Below are 18,054 nucleotides of genomic sequence, written 5' to 3' on the forward strand. Positions count from 1 at the left end.
GCGCGACCGTTATCCCAGCCCGCGCGACAGCGGCATGTCAACCACGACGGAATAGGTCCAAGCTCTGCGCGCAGGCGTCTGCGGGATCGTAGCCATGGCCGCCGGGCCGCGCCGCCGCCTCGCCTGCCGCGAGGGAGAGAAGGATAACGAAGGCAAAACCGGCGGCGCGAGCGCGCATCTACTCCTCCCTCAGTTCGAGCCAGGCAAGTGCTTCTTCCTTGAAGAGTGCTTTCGGGTCGTAGCTCTCCGCCTCGATAACCGTCACCATGATGGGGCTCGACCGGTTCTCCCACCAGCCGCGCGACACGCTTTTCGTCCAGTTAGACCAGTCATCGTCGCTGCAATCGTCCGGGCGGGAGAGGGTGATCTTCAGCCCCGCCTCGTCGCCCGGTGCGATTGCCTTGGCGAAACGCAGGGGCATCGGCTTGCCGGCGCAGCTGCCGTTCACCGTGAATGTCACTTCGCGGATCAGCAGGTCGCCCGCATTGCTCATCACGAAAAGAATTTCCGTGCGGTCCTTGTCGACATTCGTCGCCTCGACGACCCGCACCGCCGTCGCCTTTTCGTCGACGCCGCCAAGCGTGTCGAGAAAAGACTTGCCGAGCGGCGTTTCCTCCAGCGCCAGATAGGCGTCGATCGACGCGTCGGCGGCGGGCCGGGCAAGGGGCCCCGCCACGTAGGAGAGATAATAGGCCACCGGCCTTTCCATCGGCAGATAGGCGAAGAGGAAAGCGCCCGAGGCGATGACAAGCGCGTTCATGACCCATGAACGCCGCTGGCGGCGCAGCGTATGGAAAAGCTTGAGCCCCAGCGCGAAAGCCGCGCCCGCGAGCAGCGCGAAGAGAAGCGCGGGCGGCGGCGCCACCATCGCGTGCAGCACGGTCGCGACGAAGGCGGTCGCAACGAGCGTGAAGACCAGGCTGCCGCCATTGCTGAAGAACCACCCCGCCAGCGCCGCCACGAACAGGCCGCCCGCAAAGGCCACCGGCGGCAGCACATCGAAGGCGAGGAAGCCATAGGCCGCGAATACGAGAAGAAAGAAGAGGCCGGCCGCGACCTGCCACCACTGGATCGGATTGTCATCCACCTCGTAGAGCTCGGTCGTGCGCCGCGCCGCCGGAAAATCTTTTTCATGGCGATGCCAGAAATAGCCGGCCAGCGCGGCAAGTCCGAAAAAGACCGCAGTGCCGATGGCGAGCGGCACGGTCTCGGCGCGGTCCATGTTGGGGCCGATATAGTTTGCGAGGCCACCCGCCAGCGTGGCCAGAACCGTCAGCCCCGCAACGATGCCGAACCAGAAGCAGCCGGCCTCCGACCTCCACTGCCGCGGCGTCGCCCATGCGGCGAGACTGCGGCCGGTAAGAAACCTGACGCCCAGCATCAGCGCCGCTGCAAGAACATGTGCAGCTCCGGCAATCGCCCCGAAGTTCGGTGCGATGCCTTCATGTCCGATCAGCGCCGCAACCGCCGCCACCGGTGCGGTGAGCACCGTCGCCAGCAGGAGCCAGAAGAAGAAAACCGCCGTCCAGCCGGGCGCTGTCTCGTCTTCCCCTTGCCGGCGCAGGCGCTCCCGAAAGGAGAGTGTGACCTGCGGCTTCGCCGTTGCGGGTGCAGCCTCCGCCTTCGGTGCAGCGGCGGCGGGAGCGGGAGTGTTCGGCGCCGCAGGCTTTGCTTCTTTCTGCTTCGCCGTTCGGAAAGCGTTTTGATATTCGATCAGTTCCGCATCCAGGATCACGTCCTCGATGCCGGTTGCGGCGTCATGCTCCATCTTCCGCCAGGTCGCATAGCCCGGAAAGTGATGCGAGAGATCGTCGTACACCGCAACGAGATCGTCCTGCGTCGCAGCCGAGGGGGCGAGGTGATCGTGCCAGGGGGCGAAGAAGGCGGCATAGGCCCCGCCCGGAATCTCCGTGTCGAAGCCTTCGAGCCAGGCTTTCATGTGCAGCGGCAGAAGATGTGTCAGCTCGTAGTCGAGCATGGCGAGCGTCAGCAGGCGAAGCTGCTTCGAAACTGCCTCCTCCGCCACGCCACGCTTGCGCATCGACGCGCCGACATCGGCCAGCAGCTTCTCGCGCAGCTCATGAAGATTGCGCCAGTCCGTTTCGCTCCAGTTCAACGCTTCCGGATTGAGTTTTTCATAGCGTGGGGCGATGCGTGCGACATGGTTCAACGCTGCGGAGTAGTCGGCGGATGTGATCTGCATGCTGGCGCCGCTCATGGTGCGCAGATCCGTTCGCCATTTACCTCACAGGGATATTTGAACACATACCCAGATGGTTTATAGGACGTGCTGGAGCTACTACTGATGTAGTTTCCACCCGTATCGGCATAAGCATTGGCGTTGTATCCGCCATAGGTCTGCTGCACCATTTGGTTGATGCTCGCGGTAATGCCGTTCCAGCCGCCGTCGCTTTCGCCATAGGGACGATGGACATCCCGGTAGCGCGCCCGCGCTTTCGCCTCGCGCCGCGCGCGCTCCTCGTCGCGGCGTTCGGCTTCCCGGGCCGCCTCGCGTTCTTCCTCGGCGCGTTTTTCCGCGCGGCGCTCTGCCTCGCGGCGCTCTTCCTCCTTGATCTCGTATTCGATCCGCTATGCCTCGCGCCCGTCGTCGCGAAGCTGTGCAAGCCGCAATTCGCGCGTCCTGAACAGGGCTTTTGTTTGCTCGAGCCAGCTCTCGTAGCCCGATGCGCCGCCGCCGGGCTGCGGCGGCAGCTCCTGCATCTGGTTGCGGAGCCGGCCGTCTATGCCGCCGACGGCATTGGCATAGATGCGCAGCTTGATGTCGCGCGCGAGGCCGGTGCCCAGATATTTCTCCGGCAGGTTCGCGGGCGTCAGCCGCTCGAACATGGAGACGAGCTTCCTGTTCACCTCCTGTGGGCTGTGCTCCGCTTCGTAGTTCGCAAGCGCCACCCTGATCTCGTCCACCGGCAGGCCGAACGTGTCGTCGAGCAGCAGGAGCTGGCTCTCCACCGCCTCGCGCAACGGCGCGTTGTATCGGTCGACGTTCTTGTCGTGCCAGTAGGTCTGCAGGTCGAACGTATTCACCTTCGCCTGCACGATGGCCGCCCCGATGGGCTTCACGCCGGCCTTCACGATGGCCTTGGCGGTCTCGCCGTCCACAAGGTTGCCATTGCCGTCCCGGATGAACCCGCCCCAGTCATAGCTGCCGGCCACGTTGAAGCTCGACTCGTTGCCGGCCCGGGCCGGCACGCCCACCGTGTCGGTGATGGTGTAGGTCCGTCCTTCATGCTCGAAGGCGATGGCGATATGCACGTCATAGAGGTCGAGTTTCGCATTGGCGGCCGGGTCGAGCCCCGCGACAAGGCCGGGATCGGCTTTCGCATAGCCGGCGGGCAGCATCCCTTCGAGGCTTTTCGGCGTCCAGTTGATCGCCATTTCGACCAGCGGCTGGCCCGCCAGCATGCCGACCCGCCAGCCGAGATTGGCGTTGATGCCGGTGGTAACGGGGTCCCCCGCATTCGCCCCCTGCCAGCCGGGATTGGCATTGGCGCCGGTGGAAACGGCGGTCCCGCGGCAGGCCGCTTCGAAGGAGGCGGGCTGACAGCCTGTTACACCGGTGATGCTGCCGTTGTTCTCGCGCGCGTCGAGAAAGTCACGGAAGTTTTCGAGGTCGGGATTGGCCGAGGCGGGAGCGCAGAAGAGGAGCGCAGCCAGAAACGCGCCGGCATGCCTGTGATGGAGTCCCCCGCCCCTGATGAGGATCGGCATGCATGTCTCCATGAGCGGCCGCGGCCGGTGAACGATGGAAAACGACTGTCAGCAAACTGATGTTCGTGCGAACTGGAGGCATCGACAAGAAGTTTCAAGCGGCACTTCAACGGGAATCGTCATTCGACGGATTTTTTTGTCTCTCGCCGCCTTCCTTGTTGGCAGGTCTCTTTCACCTCACTAATCTGGATCGTTTGCGTCAACTTTCCGCCGCGTCTTTGAAGCGCCGGAAGCTGTCCGATCTGTATCGAACGGGGAATCAATCCATGTTGGTTTTGTTCCGGACCTGTCTTCTTCTAGCACTCGCCGCCGGATCGTTTTTTCTCCCGGTCGTGCAGGCTTTCGCGGCGTTTCCCTGCGAGGACGATGAGGTGGAGAGGTTGACCATTCCGTCTCCGGCAGGCTGGACGAAGGGCGAGCCCACGCGCAGCCTCACACGACACGATGAAGGCTGGGCCAAACAGGCGCTCGGGCTCGACTGGCGGCTTCTGCGGACAGAGGAGTTCGCTTTTGTCGCCGTGCCCGCTGCGCGAAAGACCCCGCTTTTCTTTATCCAGCGTTGGGATCCGGAATGGTGCGGCTCCGGCGGCTGCACCATGACGCTTTACGATTGCACGGTAGAGGAGGGCGAGGCTGGCAAATGCAAGACGGTCTGGTCGGGCTGGAAGGAAGAGGTTCGGTTTCCGGGAACGGGGGAGACGGATCATCCCGATTTCATTACCGGCGGAACCGATCTTTTCACATGGGCGGACGGCGGATACAGGGCCGTCTGCAACGTGACGGTGCTCGCGGAATAGGTGCGCTCAGGAACAGCCTTCGATGAGGAAGATCGCTTCGCCGCCCGCGTGGATGCGGAAGACCATCGCGGCGCCGGGGGCGATGAAGGGGCCGGGATCGTCCGTCATGGTTTCGTAGCGGATGCCGCGCTTCGCTGTCTCGTCCCAGGATGTGAAATATTCGCCTTTCACATATTCATGGGCTTCGATCTCCAGTTCCTCGCCATAGCTGTCCATGATCCTGCTCGCCGGATCGCCGAGGCGGATGCCCTTGTCGGTTGCGACGGCGCTCGGTCCCTCATAAAGCGAGATACGCACGATCCGTCCGTTCTGCACCATGTAGCGCAGCTTGTCCTCACCGGCCGGTGCAGCGAGATGGTGGCAGGCGGCATCGGGCATTCCTTCGCCGTCATTTTGCAGGCGCAGCCCAAGCGCTTGCGACGCCTCGTCGGACGACATGCCGATGGTCACCGGCCCATATCCGTTCGGCGACAGGGCCCAATCAGAGGCGAGAGCGGGCGCGGCGCAAAGGATGGCGGCGGCGAGGGCCGCGGTTCTATTCATCCGTGCTTGTCCGCTTCGACATCTCCGCCGCGCGCTCCCAGACATAGGCCAGCGCCGCGTCCGGCACATGGAATGTGGCATAGGCATAGCCCGTGCCTTCGTAATGATGCGCGATGAAGGGGCCCCGGTAGTTCAGCCAGTCACCATAGTTTCCCATCCGGTAGGGAAGGTTTTTGGGAAGAAGCGCCTCGGGCGGCAGGACGACGGAATGGCGATAGGCGAGGGGCGGGCCGTCGGCATCGATCTGCACCATGTCCGTCTCGATGCAGGGCGTTTCTTCCCCGGCCATGCAGCCGTTAAATGAAATCCGGTTCGGCTTGCTGTCCTCGCGGCCGCCGTGGGGATTGCGGATCGCCAGGTCGCGGGAACAGAAACCCGACCCGGCATCTGCCTCGATCGACGCATCGAGATAGACCGGCTCTCCATTATGTGCCGCCGCGAAAGCAAGCAGCGCGAGGATGGCGTCCGTTTCTCCTTCCGTGTCTGTTCGGTCGTCGTTGAAGCAGGAGAGCCGGAAGCTCACGGCGGGCAGAGGTTCGACCGCGAAAGCAGGCAGCGTGTGCAGCGACAAAGAAAACGTGAAGAGGACTGCTAGGACAGCGCACCGCATGACACTTACTTCCTGATAACGGCGCGCGCGTTTGAAGGCGCGCACTGCCATTCTGCTTTTGAAGTCTACGTCCAATCTGATCATTCACGGGAACCGTTTCTCACAAACTGGCGTGGAATCTTCTCATTCTTTCTACAATCAGCTTCATGACAATCTGAGCTAAAGCCAAACCCTTCCAGGTGGGCAATTACCTGTCGTCCGCTTTGCGCCAATATCCGTCATTGGCGCCTAGCCGAAAAGCGAACATCCAAGCAGAACGCCTGTCGCGCGAAGTCTGTCTCGATTATCGGTTTGCATCTCTGGGATAAAAGTCTCGGCGTCCGTTACGCTCGCCCTTATTGCCGAGACGCTCGGCGTCGCCGAATTCGGTTTCAGCTATCGCCGAATGAAGAAGCGTCGGCACTTCGCTTCTTTCTCTCCATAAAATCTTGCAGCGTTGGGGCCGGTTTGTCGGCGTCGGTGACCCATGTCTGCGACCACAGGATTGATGTCTCGTAGACCGAGCTGCACTGCCACTCGCCATCCGCCTCGAACCAATGTTGTGCTTCCGGCAGAAGTTCGAACGGTACGGGATGGCGGGCAAAGGGGTTGTGAAAGACCTCCATTTCGGCGACCCAGGGTTCGTACCCATGTGGCCAAAGGTTGCGATATTCTTCGCTCGTTATGTCGAGGCAAAACGGGATGCCCTTAAGCGCGCCCGGTGCCCGATCAAAGAATTCACCGAATCTCATATACCGGTAGCCAGCTGGCGCACCCGACGCGGAAATCGGCACCCGGTTCAACTTTGAGATTGAGCACGCGTTAGAAAAAATGACGGCTGAAAGCTCTGCATGGCGGTCATTGCGAATAGACCGGCCGGGAATTGGGCAGGGCCAAGAAGCGCATCAGCTGGCATTGACACAGCTTGAAGTCGGCCGTCGATCTCGGCCACGGTCGCGCCGGACCCCTGAAGATAGCCGATTAAGCCCTCACGACTCCACATCATCGATCCGGACGCGTGGAAGTCGGCGACCGCCAGGATGAAGGGTTTTCCAATGACGTGGGGGAGCTGATCGTACCGTCTCGCGAGCTTGTTACCGATCGTCTTTGCAAAGCGCAGGGCGGCGCTGCCGAAGAAAATCTCCTCCCTGTCGGTCGGTATCTCTGCGAAAGGCGCATTGACGTGATTGTAGGGCGCCGGCGCATTTGCCGTGACTGCCTCGATCCAAGCTTCTCCGCCATGGCGGCTCTCGATGCGAAAATCGGGTGACTCGAAGGGTTGCTCGACCAGCAGCCCCTGTTCTCGAAACGAGGCGAGGAGCTGAGCCTCCCAAATACGCGTGTGAAAATTGGTTGTTTGGCAGTCGCCGACCCAATTGCGGTCGGGCCTTGGCAGGGCGAGATAGAGTTGGTTCAGAGCCCATGCGGCTGGCCGGCGCGCGGCAGTTGCCAACAGTCGAAATGAATCGCTCGGCTCACGATCCTTGAGGTCAAAAAGGGGCGCGTGTGCGACAACCCCGGAGGGGACAGGTTCCGGCGGCATGCCCTCCGCCAGCGAGGGCGCTAAAGCTTCAACTGCCGCATCCATTGAGTTGAAGCCGCTCGCTCGCCCGGTGATCGTCCAGACCGAGTCCACGCGTCGGCGCATTACAATCGTGCCAAACGTCTTGGTGGCGACATTCCGGGTGAGAATCCCGCAGGCGAGGCCGTCCGACCCACCCCACGCTCCGATGGGAGGCTCTTCGCCGAAACCGTGGCCGCGGGGGAGCGACAATGCGTAGAAATCGAACTCCCACTGCGGGATTTCTCGCATTACGTCGCCTTCGACTGTTCGGACTGGCTACCGTTCCCATCCATCGTGAGGATGCGACCGACCATAACCTGTCGAGCGCCGTTAACTACTGCAATGAAATTTCCCATCTGGACTCCCCCAGAGACTGACTTTGAAATTATTAGACGTTGTCTTCCTGCTGCAACTGTTGGTCGTCGCGGTACCATTCACTTGCCAAGGCCCGGTAACGTCGAAGTAGCGTCTGAAATTCGTCCCAAACGTCCGTTTTTGCTTTGATCTTCATGATGAGCAGAGTGGCGACTGTCATAGAAATGCCGAGCTCTGTCATGGTGTGGTGAAAATCGTCGTCGTCGAGCGCCGGATGAAGAATTAGCGTTGCCAAGCCCGTTTCGGGATGCTCGATATAGTGCCGGTTGAGAGCGGTGATGCTCACGTGAGCGGCATCCCCGGAAATATCGCGATAGCTGCGATAAAGCCGATCGAAGTCGCTACCCTCCAGAAGCGTATCGAGTCGGATTGCCTTCGCGCCCCGGAACCCTTGATCGACAAATTCCTGCAGCTGTTGCTTGACGTCGTCGGCGCCGCTGAACGTCTTCGCATCGAGATGAAGAGCAGCCCGCGAATGCCGGCTCTTGAAGTCGTCGTCCTTCATCTTTGATACGAAAGCGGGATTTCGGTCCAGCGCGATGAGGTACATAGTGGCCTCAAGGACGCCGCGAGAATAGATGCGAAAATCAAGCTGTCGGTCGTTTTCGAGCAGGAGCAAGGCGCTCTCGAACAGCGTCAACCCTCGGGCGTATAGCGCCATTTTGAGCGCAATCAGCTCACGCTCCTCGTCTGAGGTGACGTCGATCGGATCTTCTGAAGTGAAGCGCCTGGCAGCGTCGACATAGTCATTCATCCAGGCAAGCCATTGCGAAGTGCGCGATCGCTGTTCGGTCACGGGAAACAGCTCCGAAAGAATTGGTGTGGCTGGCGTTTCTTGACAGAATTTCGCGGGAGCCAGCTGCCATAGGCACGCATATAGGAAAAGCAAAAAGCGTTGGGTTTCGTGTTCTTGTGGGAGAATTCGGTTTCCACTTCGCGATCTCGATTTTCATTGAGGTATTTCATGGTAGATGAATGTTATGAGGGATGAGTTTCAAGAGATACTTTCAGTATTCGCGGCTGCGGTGCGAGCACTTTTGCTGGATAAGGGCCTTGCCTATGCGGATCCTGCCGAGCGGGCGCTTGTCGCTCGGATTCGGGATCTCCTTCATAGGGAATATGCCGGCTGGTCGATCGATCTGGAATGGAATCGCCGCGAGGATGTGATTAAGCGCCTTCGCTATGGCCTGAGCGATGATGAGTTGATTGGGAAGGACGCGATCGTGCCTGACCTGATCGTACATCGGGTCGGGAAGCGTGAAAATTTGCTCGTCGTCGAGGTCAAGAAGTCTACCAACAAGGACTTCGATGGGGACATCTGGAAACTGAAGGGAATGACGGAGCAGGCTGGGGTTTACGGGTATCTGGTTGGACTTCATCTGGTGATAGACGTGAAGGCGGGGATCGCGCCGCGTTGCGATGTCTATGTCGACGCTGCGCTGGACGAAGAGTTGACAGAGTGGATGCGCGCCGAGCTGGGGTCAGCAGATTGACTGCGGATCCTGTTGAGATCGTAAAACTGCTCGGCCGATTTACCGGGCCGGATTTGACGCGGACATTATCGAGCATCGAAGGCGCGGTGCGAGGCGTGTCGGCCGGCGATTGCACGGGTTTTCTCGAAAATGTCGGGGCTGGCCGTGAGGTGTTGGCGGCCGCGGCCGGCATGAAACGACTTGCCGGACAGATCAATGTCACGATCCACGCGCTCGGCATCCTCATGTGCCTGCCACATATTCTCGAGCCGGACGAGCGCGTCCAATCTGTGTCTCTCGGTGCGGGAAATACGGGCCGCGATTTCGATCTGGAGACGAATGTTCGGGTCGCCGAGTTCAAATTCATTCAGTGGAGAGGCGGGCCAGAGACGATCCGTCAGAATTCGGTTTTCAAGGATTACCTGCTGCTTGCGGAGCATTCGACCGCGAAGCGCAAGCACCTCTATTTGCTCGGAACGGAGCATGCGATCAGGTTCTTGCGAGGTGGTCGCGCCATGTCGAGCGTCTTGAGCAGAAACGCCAAGCTGCAGAGGATGTTTACGGAGCGGTTCGGGGAGCGCTTCCGGACGGTCGGCGATTATTACGCGGCTCACGCCAGCGCGGTTCAGATCGAGGATGTTTCGCCCTGGCTTTCGGAATTGGCGGAGGAGTTGATCGCGGAGCCGGATATGGACGTAAGCGATTGAAGAGCATCTCAGATGAGGGAATGAGTTGGCAAACGGGAAAACCGTGAAGGGCTGGGATGGGGAAAACGCTTTACATCATCGGAAACGGCTTCGATCTCCACCATGGAATTCCATCATCCTATAAGGCGTTCGGCGAGTATCTCCGGCGGTCAGATGCCAAGACCTATGAGGTCGTCGAGAAATTCTTCGCGATGGATGCCCAGTTCTGGGCCGAATTCGAGGATCGGTTGGCCTATTTCGACAGCGATTCGCTGATCGAGGACGCTTCCAACTTTCTGGTCGGATATGGTGCCGAGGATTGGAGCGACGCATACCACCACGATTACCGGTACGAGATTCAGCAGGCGGTCGAGGCGATCTCGAAGACGTTGCGGTTGCGTTTCGCCGAATGGATACGCCAGCTTCCTGTCCCATGGGCTGCTGAGTTCAGCGGGCAGCGCGTAACGCTAGATCCGTCGGCGGTCTTCTTGAACTTCAATTACACGCCGTCGCTGCAACGCCTGTATGGGGTTCCCGATATCAACGTGTTGCACATCCATGGAGCGGCGGCGAATCCAACGGAGACGTTGGTGCTGGGCCATGGATGGGAGCCCGATCCAAACCCGGATCCCTACCGTTTCGAGCAGGATCCGGAGGGTGCAGACATGCGTGTCGTCGAAGGGCAGGAGATTATCGACGACTACTTCAGGGACACGTTCAAACCCACCGCCAAAGTCATAGAGAAAAACGCAGCCTTCTTTGCCAGACTGTCGGATATCGATCGGATTGTGGTGATGGGACATTCGGTGTCGGAGGTCGATCACCCGTATTTTGAGGAGGTCATCGCGACTATCGCCTTCAAGCGGGTGCGCTGGAAGGTTAGCTACTACGGGGATCTTGATGGGCTGAGTAAGCGCATGGAATCGCTGGGTGTGCCGACCCATCTAACAGAATATGCCTTGCTGAATGCGTTTTGAACCGTTGAAGAGCTTTGACGTCGGAGGGGAATAAATTTAACGAAGACCGCCCACGAGCAGACATTCCAGACGTCGGCTGTGGGTCATGAGCGCCCTTGTTCTTTGCCGTATGTTAGCGACTCGGCACTGGGCCGAAGATGGGTTGGGCGGGGTGGCAGGAGGCAAGACCATGTCCACCTCACCTGCCAATGCTCCCATCTATAGACCGAATCCCTGGAATAAGGGGCGCTTGGTGGGACAGAAGCGTCCTCTGGCCCCGAAACACGTATGGTCGATCAGAATTCGACTCGAAATGGCTGATGACCGACGTGGTCTTGCCCTGTTCAATTTGGCAATTGATAGCAAGCTTAGAGCTTGTGATCTGGTTGCTTTGAAGGTGAACGACGTCTTCGTCGGTGGGCAGCCTCGCCAGCGCGCTACCGTTGTTCAGCGAAAGACTGGCCGGCCAGTTCAGTTCGAAATTACAGACACCACCCGTGCCGCACTTGAGGGGTGGCTTCATCATCCCGCTATGTCTTCGGCCGAATTTCTATTTCCGTCCCGGGTGCATAGCGCATGCCACATCTCAACGCGTCAGTATGCGCGCATCGTCAATACGTGGATTGCTTCCGTCGGCCTAGATCCGTCTGGATACGGAACGCACTCGATGCGGAGAACCAAGGCGGCTCAGATATATCGCAAGACAGGAAATTTGAGAGCGGTTCAGCTGCTTCTTGGCCACACGAAGTTGGAAAGCACTGTCCGATACTTAGGTATCGAGGTTGATGATGCGCTTAAAATTGCGGAGTCAATTGAGCTATGAACTCCGTGCGGGAGCGCCTGATATTTCGTTCCCGCACCGTAACAATAGCTACGGCTGCACTGGTCGACCACAAAGCGACCCTCTACCGACATCTCGCCGGCACAGATCACTTCCGACGAGCTGTTAAAATAGCGAAACGGGACTTCTCATCATGCTCCGACACGGACGACACGCTTCCAGCTCGATCAAGTTTACTGTGACAATGCCCTTTTTCTGGCGGTGCTCACATAGATTGATATTCTGCTGACATGAGACAAATCAATGTCAAAAGAGCCAGAAAAATGTGCGGGAAGATACGATGACGTCCTTCCGATTTTTGCACGCCGCCGACATCCATCTCGACAGCCCGCTACGGGGCCTTGCAGGCCAGGAAGGTGCCGCCGTCGCACGGGTGCGCACCGCGACCCGCGATGCGCTCGATACGCTGGTCGGACTGGCCATTGAGGAAGAGGTCAATTTTCTTGTTATCGCCGGGGACCTGTATGACGGCGACTGGCGGGACTACAAGACCGGACTGTTCTTCGCCGCGCAGATGGGGCGGCTCAACAAGGAAGGTATCCCGGTCTACCTGCTCCACGGTAACCACGATGCCGAAAGTCAGATTACCCGGCGGCTCGACCTGCCTGATAACGTGCACGTCTTCGGCTCTCGCAAGCCGGAGACATTTGCACTCGATAAGCTGAAGGTCGCGCTGCACGGACAGAGCTTCCGGCAACGCGACATTACACACAATCTTGTGCCCAACTACCCGGGGCCCGTTTCCGGCGTCTTCAACATCGGCGTGCTGCACACGGGGCTCGGCGGCATGGGTGGCCATGAGAACTATGCCCCGTGCGCCATCGAAGACCTCACCAACAAGGGCTACGACTACTGGGCGCTCGGCCACGTCCATCAGGCAGGCGTGCTGCGCGAAAAGCCTCACGTCGTCTTCCCCGGCAACCTTCAGGGTCGTCATGCCCGCGAGACCGGAGCCAAGGGCGCAAGCCTCGCCACTGTAGAAGACGGTGACATCGTCGAGTTGGCGACAGTCCCCTGTGATGTGGTGCGCTGGGCAGTGTTGCCCGTATCGTTGGCCGATGCGGAGCGCTTTGGCGAAGTGATTGATCGCATTCATGATGCCGTGGAAACGGCCGTGACTGAGGCTGACGGGCGGCTTCTGGCCTGTCGTATTGTCCTTCAAGGGCGCACCGCTGTTCACGATCAGCTTATTGCTTCCGAGGACCGGATGCTGGCCGAAGCTCGCGCCGGCGCACTTGGACTCGGCGACGAAGTCGCCTGGGTGGAGAAGGTGGTCATCAATACCCGGCCTGAGGTCGATGCCGAGACGCTGGCCAAGCGCGAAGACGCCATCGGCGAGCTTCAGCGCCTGTTGCAGGAGGCCACCAGGGACGATGCCCTGCTGGCGCAAATCGAGGACGATATCGGCAAGCTGGTGCGCCAGCTGCCCCACGAGGTGCGCGGCGACATCAACGACAGCGTGCTGAAAGCCGCAGTTGACGGCGATTATGCCGCGCTGATCGGCGAGGTTTCCCCGTATCTCTCCGCACGACTCACGGCACAGGGGGATTGAGCGTGCGAATACGACGACTCGATCTGCTGCGCTACGGCCACTTCACCGAGAGGTCGCTTGAACTGCCTGTCGACACGTCGGACTTCCACATCATCTTCGGCCCGAATGAGGCCGGTAAGTCCACGGCGCTGTCCGCCATCGAGGATATTCTGTTCGGCATCCACGGGCAGACGCAGTACGGGTTTCTGCATGACTACGGCAGCATGCGGATCGGTGCCGTTCTGGAGAACGGCACCGATGTGCTGGAGGTGCTGCGGAGAAAAGGCAACAAGGACACGCTGCTGGGACCGGAAGGTTCGCCGGTGCCCGGTGGGGAAGCGGTACTCCGCCCCTACCTTGCCGGCGCGGACCGGACATTTTTCCAGCGCATGTTCAGCCTTGACCATACTCGCCTTGAAGCCGGCGGCCGGGAAATCCTAGAGGCCAAGGACGACGTCGGTCAGATGCTGTTCTCCGCCGGTGCCGGTATCGGAGGTCTGCGGGAACGGTTGACCCAGCTTTCCACCGAGGCGGACAGCTTGTGGAGTCCGGGGAGGCGCGCGCGGTATCGCAAGTTCTCCATCGCCGAAGACAAGCTGGATGCCGCCCAGCGGGAGCTGCGAGAGCAGACGCTCAGTGCCGCAAAATGGCGGGAGCTGAAAAACGCGTACGAAGAGGCCGAAGAGGCCTGCGGTAACATCGACAAGGCGATCAGCGACGCGACAACCAGCCGGAACCGGCTGAGCCGGATTCGGCGGGTGTTTCGGGATGTGCGGCGAAAGCAAGAGCTGGACAGGCTTCTGGAGGAACTCGGCGATGTGATTGCCCTGCCCGAGGACGCGGCCGGGCTTGTTGCCGAGTCTGAGCGCAAGGATGCCGAGGCGGCTGCGCGTATCGGCACGCTGACGGAACAGCTTCAGCGCGCCGAAGAGGCGCTGGAAAAGCTGACTTACGACGAGACGATTATCCAGCGGGCGGCGGATGTCCGCCAAGCCTGCGAGAGACGCATCGAGATTCGCGCTGAAAAGGCTGATCTGCCCAAGCGCGAGGCCGAGCTTCATGCCGCGGAAAGCAAGCTGAAAGACGATGCGGCGGAACTTGGCTGGCGGGATGGAGACCCAGCCGCGCTGATCGAGCGCATTCCGCCGCGGCCGAAGGTCAGCGTCGTGCGATCGCTGCTCAACCAGAAAGGTGAGCTGGAGAGCGATGTTTCCGGCAACGCACGGCTACTGGACGAAGCGATGGAAGAGCATGCCGGACTGAAGGACGAGCTTGCCGAGGCCGGTGAGCCTGTTGACGCGTCACGGATGGCCATCGTGCTGAAGAGTGTGCGCGAACAGGGTGATATCGCCGGTCGCGTGCGCTCTGCGGCAGAGGGACTGAAGAACGCCAGGAGCCGGGTCGCCCGGCGGCTTAGTGCACTTGATCCCGGTATTGGCGATGAAGCGGCGCTGACCAGCATGAGTGTGCCTGCGCGGGCCAAAGTGCAGGCGCAGCGTGAAAAGCAGGATGACTGTCAGCGGCGGCTGACGGAAACGCAGCAGCGGGTTGCATCCGTTCAGCAGGAGCTGGACGGTGCCGTTGCAGCCCTTGAGCAGGCCATGCGCGATGAGCAGGTGGTCACCGCCGAAGAACTGAAGGACGCGCGTGGTCGCCGCGACGTTGTGTGGCGGCTGGTGAAGCTCAAGCACATCAAGGGACAGCCGATCCCGCCGGATCAGGCCGCGCAGTACAAGGACGAGATCGAGGACCTAGCAGGCGCCTTCGAGCCTGCCGTCGTCAGGGCCGATGAGCTGGCCGATCGGCGCTTTGACCATGCCGAAGCCGCCGGGCGCATCGCCGAGATCAAGCGCAAGATCGAGGAGCAGGAAACGCTTCTCGGCCAGGTGCAGGACAACGAGAAGAAACTCGTGGAGGAAGGCGAGCAGCTGAAAGCCGATTGGGCCGCGCTGTGGACCGGGGCGCTGTTTGAGCCGGAAGCGCCAGAGACCATGCTGGAATGGCTTGAAGACCGCGACGGGATACTGGAGGCCATTGAAGCGCGGGACGAAGCTGACAGCGCGCTGGAGGCTGTTCGTGGCGAAGAACAGGCGGCAAGGCAGCAGCTGATTGATGAGCTGGCTGCGCTAGGTGTCGATGTTGGCACACTGGAATCGGACGGCTTGCCCATCGTTGTCGAACGGGCGGCGGAAGAGCTGCGGCTTCGCGAGGCCGAAGCCGACAGGAAGTCCCAGCTCGAAAAGGATGTCGCGGAAGCTGGCAAGCTCGTTGCGCGCCGGCAGCGGGACCTTGAGGCGGCGAAGAAAGCGTTGGCCGAATGGCAGGATAAATGGACTGTCGCGCTTGGCGATCTTGGCCTTGCTGTCGATACCGCCGCTGACGCTGTTGATGCTCAGATCGGCATTGTCGATCAAATGCGGGAGACGGCTGGTCGGATCAACTCGCTGCGACACGACCGCATCGAGAAGATTCAATGGGACGTTGCCGACTTCGAAAATGTTGTCAGTCAGCTTGTGCAGATTGTTGCATCGGACCTTGCTGATAAGGCGGCGGACGATGCTGTTGCGGCGTTGGAGACGCGGCTCAACGAGGCCGAGCGGATTCAGGGACTGCGGGAGAAGCAGGACGAGGACGTTGAAAGCCTGAAAGAGCAGATCGAGACGCTTGAAGGTCAACGGCAGGAGTTGGCAGCTTCCATATCCCACCTTAAGCAGACCGCAGACGTCGATAACAACGACAAGCTGAAGGCCGCGATCGAGCGGTCCGACAACCAGCGGGCGCTTTGGGAGGAACGGCAGAAGATCACAGAAAAGCTTCAGCAGGACGGTGACGGCAAGACCGTTGACGAGCTGGAAGCCGAGTGCGAGGGGCTGGCCATCGATGAAGTGGCGGCCCGGGAAGAGTCCGTTCAGGCGGAACTGGAGGACTTGAGAAAGCAGCAGGGCGAGGCAGGCGATGTTCGCTCGCAGACACGCCAAGCGTACCAGGCCATCGGCGGCGACGATGCGGCCGCACAGGCTGCGGCAGCCCGGGAAGTGGCACTGACTGAAATGGGCGAGGCGGCCGAGCGATACGTTCAGGTGAAAACATCCGCCATCTTGCTGCAATGGGCAATCGACCGCTACCGTCGGGAGAAGCAGGCACCGTTGCTCAAGCGCGCAGGACAGCTGTTTCAGGTCATGACCGCCGGCTCGTTCACCAGCCTGCAGGTTGACTTTGACGACCAGGACAATGCCCACCTCACCGGGGTGCGGCCGGATGAGAGCGTTGTGCCGGTGTCCGGCATGAGCACCGGCACCGCCGATCAGCTTTACCTGGCGCTGCGGGTTGCCTCGATTGAAGACTATCTTGAACGGGCGCAGGCGCTGCCGTTTGTCGCCGACGATCTGTTCATCAACTTCGACAATGACAGGGCCGCAGCTGGATTTCGGCTATTGGGACAGATGGCAGAGAAGACACAGGTACTGTTCTTCACGCACCATCACCATCTGCTGGACATCGCGACGGCAACGCTGGGAACTTCCGTCAACTGTATATCTTTGAACGAGATGGCCGCGGCGGGCGGTATAGCGCTGTCGGTCTAGTCCGAAGTAGTGTCAGGAACGGAGGTAACGTCCGCTCCCGGCGCAGAGCGTTACGCGTTAGGATTCTGGAACAGGCAGTTCCGACGTCATCGATTCTTTGATGAACTCACCGTTGTCGTCGAACAGAAATGTCATTGTTCCGGCGTCGATTGCCGCCAGTGCTTCCTCCCGAGCGACGCCTGCGAACTGCATGCCCTCGGGCACGTTGTAGAGCGCGTGCCTGAGCAGACGGCCGCGCATACGCAAGTCGACTGGTACCAAGTCCAACTCCGGTCTCACCGCAAATATACGGCTCGTTTCGGCCTCCATGTCGCACTCAGTATGAAATGTTGGCCGCTCCTTTAGGCTCAAATTCAAAAAGGCCAGTTCTGCCATGACTTCGCGCATTTGGATGTGAGACAGAGGACCCGAGATGCGCGTTAACTGCGGATAGAAACGGCTGAGCGCACCGCCAGAGTCGTTGAACACGGCGAATAGCGCGCAATCATCAACGCAAAGCACCATGGTCTGCGCGAGATAAAGATCAGAAAAATCGAATCGATCACGCCCGGCCTGATGGGTCACCGATATGGTGAGGAACGAACCGAGTGCCTCCTTCTCGACGAAGCAACCGTTGCAGAAACTCCGTACGACGCTGTGAATATGGTGGAGGTCTGCCCAATTGTAGTCGTCACCGATCTTTTCTTCACCCTCGCGTTTATCGAGATGAATCCGCATGGCGCGGTCTTTCAAATGAGTCTTTAGGTAGATCAGCCCCATCCATACATACAATTTGAGGAGGTCCCCACCCTCCACAAACGCATTGATCGCCGACAGGCCGCCAGCCATTGCTGCACTGATCGGCGTTTCGATCTGCGTGCCCATGAGGCTATTACAGTCCTGACAACAGGGAACAGTGTAGGTGCCGTAGCGAACCTTGTGGCCGTAGGGGAGCGTAATCGTACGATCAAACAAATTGAATCGCCGCAGCAGCCAGGCCGGCAGAATGTGCTCATTATTAAAAGGTTTCGATCCAGGCTTTGCGCCGCAGATAAAGCAGCAATGCCCCAGACAGATATCATCGACAAAGCGCTGTGCGCTGAAGAAGATAACCTTTCCGCTCGCGTCTTGGATCGAACCATCTGGAGTTTTAGTCCACATGAAACCTCTGGGGCGAAGTGGTGACCAAATACGCCTGCATCAAGGCTATAACGTCTGGCTCGACTTTGCAGCTATCGGTGTGGAGAAACGGGGCGCGCGCCGCCCGGGGCGAACGCACGATGGTGCAGTTAGGCACTTGCTCGTCGCAATGGTTTCCAGCGAATCTCAAGCTGCCGTTTTGCAAGCAGTATTTCGACCGGCTGCGTGAAAAGGTTGCGTCCGCTTCTGGCGCAAAGCGGACATTGAG

The 18,054-nt window shown here is 60.0% G+C and carries 16 protein-coding genes; 7 read left to right on the forward strand and 9 right to left on the reverse strand.

The window, feature by feature from the left end:
• Positions 1 to 37: 37 nt before the first annotated feature.
• The 3 genes from PLAV_RS19680 to PLAV_RS11815 all read right to left on the reverse strand — a co-directional run bounded on the left by PLAV_RS19680 (position 38) and on the right by PLAV_RS11815 (position 3,729).
• Positions 38 to 178, reverse strand: a complete 141-nt coding sequence (locus PLAV_RS19680; RefSeq protein WP_168713199.1) for a hypothetical protein — start codon at positions 176 to 178, stop codon at positions 38 to 40.
• Positions 179 to 2,218: a hypothetical protein gene (locus tag PLAV_RS11805; protein ID WP_012111249.1), complete on the reverse strand. Its 2,040-nt coding sequence runs from the start codon at positions 2,216 to 2,218 to the stop codon at positions 179 to 181.
• 371 nt (positions 2,219 to 2,589) lie between these two features.
• On the reverse strand, positions 2,590 to 3,729 hold the full coding sequence (locus tag PLAV_RS11815; RefSeq protein ID WP_012111250.1) for a hypothetical protein: 1,140 nt from the start codon (positions 3,727 to 3,729) through the stop codon (positions 2,590 to 2,592).
• 266 nt (positions 3,730 to 3,995) lie between these two features.
• Between PLAV_RS11815 and PLAV_RS11820 the strand changes: the two genes are divergently transcribed.
• Entirely contained in the window at positions 3,996 to 4,526 is a 531-nt protein-coding gene (locus PLAV_RS11820; RefSeq protein WP_012111251.1) for a hypothetical protein, read from the forward strand.
• Positions 4,527 to 4,532: 6 nt separating this feature from the next.
• On the opposite strand, the gene PLAV_RS11825 is transcribed toward PLAV_RS11820, so the two are convergent.
• The 5 genes from PLAV_RS11825 to PLAV_RS11845 form a co-directional block, all read right to left on the reverse strand.
• Positions 4,533 to 5,069 carry a hypothetical protein gene (locus tag PLAV_RS11825; RefSeq protein WP_012111252.1) on the reverse strand — a complete coding sequence of 179 codons (537 nt, stop codon included), beginning with the start codon at positions 5,067 to 5,069 and terminating at the stop codon, positions 4,533 to 4,535.
• Positions 5,062 to 5,679, reverse strand: coding sequence for a hypothetical protein (locus tag PLAV_RS11830; RefSeq protein ID WP_012111253.1), 618 nt, complete (start codon positions 5,677 to 5,679; stop codon positions 5,062 to 5,064). The genes PLAV_RS11825 and PLAV_RS11830 overlap by 8 nt, the downstream gene beginning before the upstream one ends.
• Before the next feature lie 371 nt (positions 5,680 to 6,050).
• Positions 6,051 to 6,410, reverse strand: coding sequence for a hypothetical protein (locus PLAV_RS19795; protein WP_041535983.1), 360 nt, complete (start codon positions 6,408 to 6,410; stop codon positions 6,051 to 6,053).
• 47 nt (positions 6,411 to 6,457) lie between these two features.
• Positions 6,458 to 7,471, reverse strand: a complete 1,014-nt coding sequence (locus PLAV_RS19000) for a hypothetical protein (RefSeq protein ID WP_202943981.1) — start codon at positions 7,469 to 7,471, stop codon at positions 6,458 to 6,460.
• Between the two features lie 139 nt (positions 7,472 to 7,610).
• Positions 7,611 to 8,393: a DUF5677 domain-containing protein gene (locus tag PLAV_RS11845; protein ID WP_012111254.1), complete on the reverse strand. Its 783-nt coding sequence runs from the start codon at positions 8,391 to 8,393 to the stop codon at positions 7,611 to 7,613.
• Between the two features lie 184 nt (positions 8,394 to 8,577).
• Between PLAV_RS11845 and PLAV_RS11850 the strand changes: the two genes are divergently transcribed.
• The 6 genes from PLAV_RS11850 (at position 8,578) to PLAV_RS11875 (ending at position 16,667) form a co-directional block, all read left to right on the forward strand.
• The gene (locus PLAV_RS11850) at positions 8,578 to 9,090 is read left to right on the forward strand and encodes a hypothetical protein (protein WP_143710212.1); all 513 of its coding nucleotides are present in this window, start codon (positions 8,578 to 8,580) and stop codon (positions 9,088 to 9,090) included.
• Entirely contained in the window at positions 9,087 to 9,776 is a 690-nt protein-coding gene (locus PLAV_RS11855; RefSeq protein ID WP_012111256.1) for a hypothetical protein, read from the forward strand. Before PLAV_RS11850 ends, PLAV_RS11855 begins: the two co-directional genes overlap by 4 nt.
• 56 nt (positions 9,777 to 9,832) lie before the next feature.
• Complete coding sequence (locus PLAV_RS11860) at positions 9,833 to 10,732, forward strand: bacteriophage abortive infection AbiH family protein (RefSeq protein ID WP_012111257.1); 900 nt, start codon at positions 9,833 to 9,835, stop codon at positions 10,730 to 10,732.
• 169 nt (positions 10,733 to 10,901) lie between these two features.
• Positions 10,902 to 11,534: a tyrosine-type recombinase/integrase gene (locus PLAV_RS11865; RefSeq protein ID WP_012111258.1), complete on the forward strand. Its 633-nt coding sequence runs from the start codon at positions 10,902 to 10,904 to the stop codon at positions 11,532 to 11,534.
• Between the two features lie 298 nt (positions 11,535 to 11,832).
• Positions 11,833 to 13,104 (forward strand): metallophosphoesterase family protein, encoded by a 1,272-nt coding sequence (locus tag PLAV_RS11870; RefSeq protein WP_012111259.1) that lies wholly within the window; start codon positions 11,833 to 11,835, stop codon positions 13,102 to 13,104.
• A 2-nt stretch (positions 13,105 to 13,106) separates the two neighbouring features.
• Positions 13,107 to 16,667, forward strand: coding sequence for an ATP-binding protein (locus PLAV_RS11875; protein WP_012111260.1), 3,561 nt, complete (start codon positions 13,107 to 13,109; stop codon positions 16,665 to 16,667).
• 57 nt (positions 16,668 to 16,724) lie between these two features.
• Here PLAV_RS11875 and PLAV_RS11880 read toward each other — a convergent pair whose 3' ends face one another.
• On the reverse strand, positions 16,725 to 17,807 hold the full coding sequence (locus PLAV_RS11880) for a hypothetical protein (RefSeq protein ID WP_012111261.1): 1,083 nt from the start codon (positions 17,805 to 17,807) through the stop codon (positions 16,725 to 16,727).
• Positions 17,808 to 18,054 lie beyond the last annotated feature (247 nt).

It is taken from the genome of Parvibaculum lavamentivorans DS-1 (assembly GCF_000017565.1).
In the GTDB taxonomy this organism is placed as follows: Bacteria; Pseudomonadota; Alphaproteobacteria; order Parvibaculales; family Parvibaculaceae; genus Parvibaculum; species Parvibaculum lavamentivorans.

Bases quoted from the DNA above. Each gene is read 5' to 3' on its own strand.
- PLAV_RS19680 (WP_168713199.1), bottom strand. From the start codon at position 178: ATGCGCGCTCGCGCCGCCGGTTTTGCCTTCGTTATCCTTCTCTCCCTC.
- PLAV_RS11805 (WP_012111249.1), bottom strand. From the start codon at position 2,218: ATGAGCGGCGCCAGCATGCAGATCACATCCGCCGACTACTCCGCAGCG.
- PLAV_RS11815 (WP_012111250.1), bottom strand. From the start codon at position 3,729: ATGCCGATCCTCATCAGGGGCGGGGGACTCCATCACAGGCATGCCGGC.
- PLAV_RS11820 (WP_012111251.1), top strand. From the start codon at position 3,996: ATGTTGGTTTTGTTCCGGACCTGTCTTCTTCTAGCACTCGCCGCCGGA.
- PLAV_RS11825 (WP_012111252.1), bottom strand. From the start codon at position 5,069: ATGAATAGAACCGCGGCCCTCGCCGCCGCCATCCTTTGCGCCGCGCCC.
- PLAV_RS11830 (WP_012111253.1), bottom strand. From the start codon at position 5,679: ATGCGGTGCGCTGTCCTAGCAGTCCTCTTCACGTTTTCTTTGTCGCTG.
- PLAV_RS19795 (WP_041535983.1), bottom strand. From the start codon at position 6,410: ATGAGATTCGGTGAATTCTTTGATCGGGCACCGGGCGCGCTTAAGGGC.
- PLAV_RS19000 (WP_202943981.1), bottom strand. From the start codon at position 7,471: ATGCGAGAAATCCCGCAGTGGGAGTTCGATTTCTACGCATTGTCGCTC.
- PLAV_RS11850 (WP_143710212.1), top strand. From the start codon at position 8,578: ATGAGGGATGAGTTTCAAGAGATACTTTCAGTATTCGCGGCTGCGGTG.
- PLAV_RS11860 (WP_012111257.1), top strand. From the start codon at position 9,833: ATGGGGAAAACGCTTTACATCATCGGAAACGGCTTCGATCTCCACCAT.
- PLAV_RS11865 (WP_012111258.1), top strand. From the start codon at position 10,902: ATGTCCACCTCACCTGCCAATGCTCCCATCTATAGACCGAATCCCTGG.
- PLAV_RS11870 (WP_012111259.1), top strand. From the start codon at position 11,833: ATGACGTCCTTCCGATTTTTGCACGCCGCCGACATCCATCTCGACAGC.
- PLAV_RS11880 (WP_012111261.1), bottom strand. From the start codon at position 17,807: ATGTGGACTAAAACTCCAGATGGTTCGATCCAAGACGCGAGCGGAAAG.